This window comes from Mesorhizobium sp. M1A.F.Ca.IN.020.03.2.1 (genome assembly GCF_004023205.1).
Classification (GTDB): Bacteria; Pseudomonadota; Alphaproteobacteria; order Rhizobiales; family Rhizobiaceae; genus Mesorhizobium.
The window spans coordinates 1-883 of sequence record NZ_RZSV01000488.1 but is presented as its reverse complement, the minus strand read 5'-3'; the positions used below and the strand labels follow the sequence as shown (position 1 = coordinate 883).

Sequence of the window (883 nt, the reverse complement as noted above, 5' to 3'; positions counted from 1 at the left end):
GCAGCTGAGACCGCAGCCGACGTCGCGGAGCTCAGGTCGCGGTTTTCACCCCCGCCCCGCGGCGTTCGCCACCACGAAAGCCGCGTAAAGCGACTGCCGCGCCGTGATGAACAAGCGATTGCGCTTGGGACCGCCGAAAGTCAGGTTGGCCACCGTCTCCGGGATGCGGATCTTGCCGATCAGCGTGCCGTCTGGATCGAAGCAGTGGACGCCGTCGCCGGCCCCTGCCCAGACGCGGCCGGTCGTGTCCACCCTGAACCCGTCGAACAGACCGGCCGTGCAGGTGGTGAAAACGCCGAGTTCGCGCAGATTGTTGCCCTCGACAGCGAACTTGCGGATGTGCCTTGGCCCGTCCTTCTGATGCGTGACGCCTGTGTCGCCGACATAGAGGATCGTCTCGTCCGGGGAGAAGGCGAGGCCATTGGGTTTTGCCATAGTCGAGACAACTCGCGTTACCTCACCGGTTGCAGGATCGGCACGATAGACATGACATCCCTCGATCTCTTGCTCGGCGCGGTCGCCCTCGTAGTCGGTGGCGATGCCGTAGGGCGGGTCGGAAAACCATACCGTGCCATCCGAGCGCACCACCACATCGTTGGGCGAGTTCAAGCGCCTGCCTTCGAAGCGGTCGGCGATCACCGATATCGAGCCGTCATGCTCGGTGCGGGTGACGCGCCGCGCGCGATGCTCGCAGGTGACAAGCCGCCCTTGGAAATCGACGGTGTTGCCGTTGGCGTTGTTTGACGGCGAGCGGAAGACCGAGACCGTGCCGCTGGTGTCGTCGTAGCGCATGATGCGGTCATTCGGGATGTCGGAGAAAAGAAGATACCGGCCGGCGGCGAACCACGCCGGGCCCTCGAGCCAGCGCCCGCCGGTCCACAGC

Annotated in this window: 1 protein-coding gene; it reads right to left on the bottom strand. The window is 65.1% G+C overall.

From position 1 onward, the window contains the following. Positions 1-45 precede the first annotated feature (45 nt). On the bottom strand, positions 46-883 hold an 838-nt coding region (locus EOA79_RS32280; protein WP_164894085.1), incomplete at its 5' end, for an SMP-30/gluconolactonase/LRE family protein.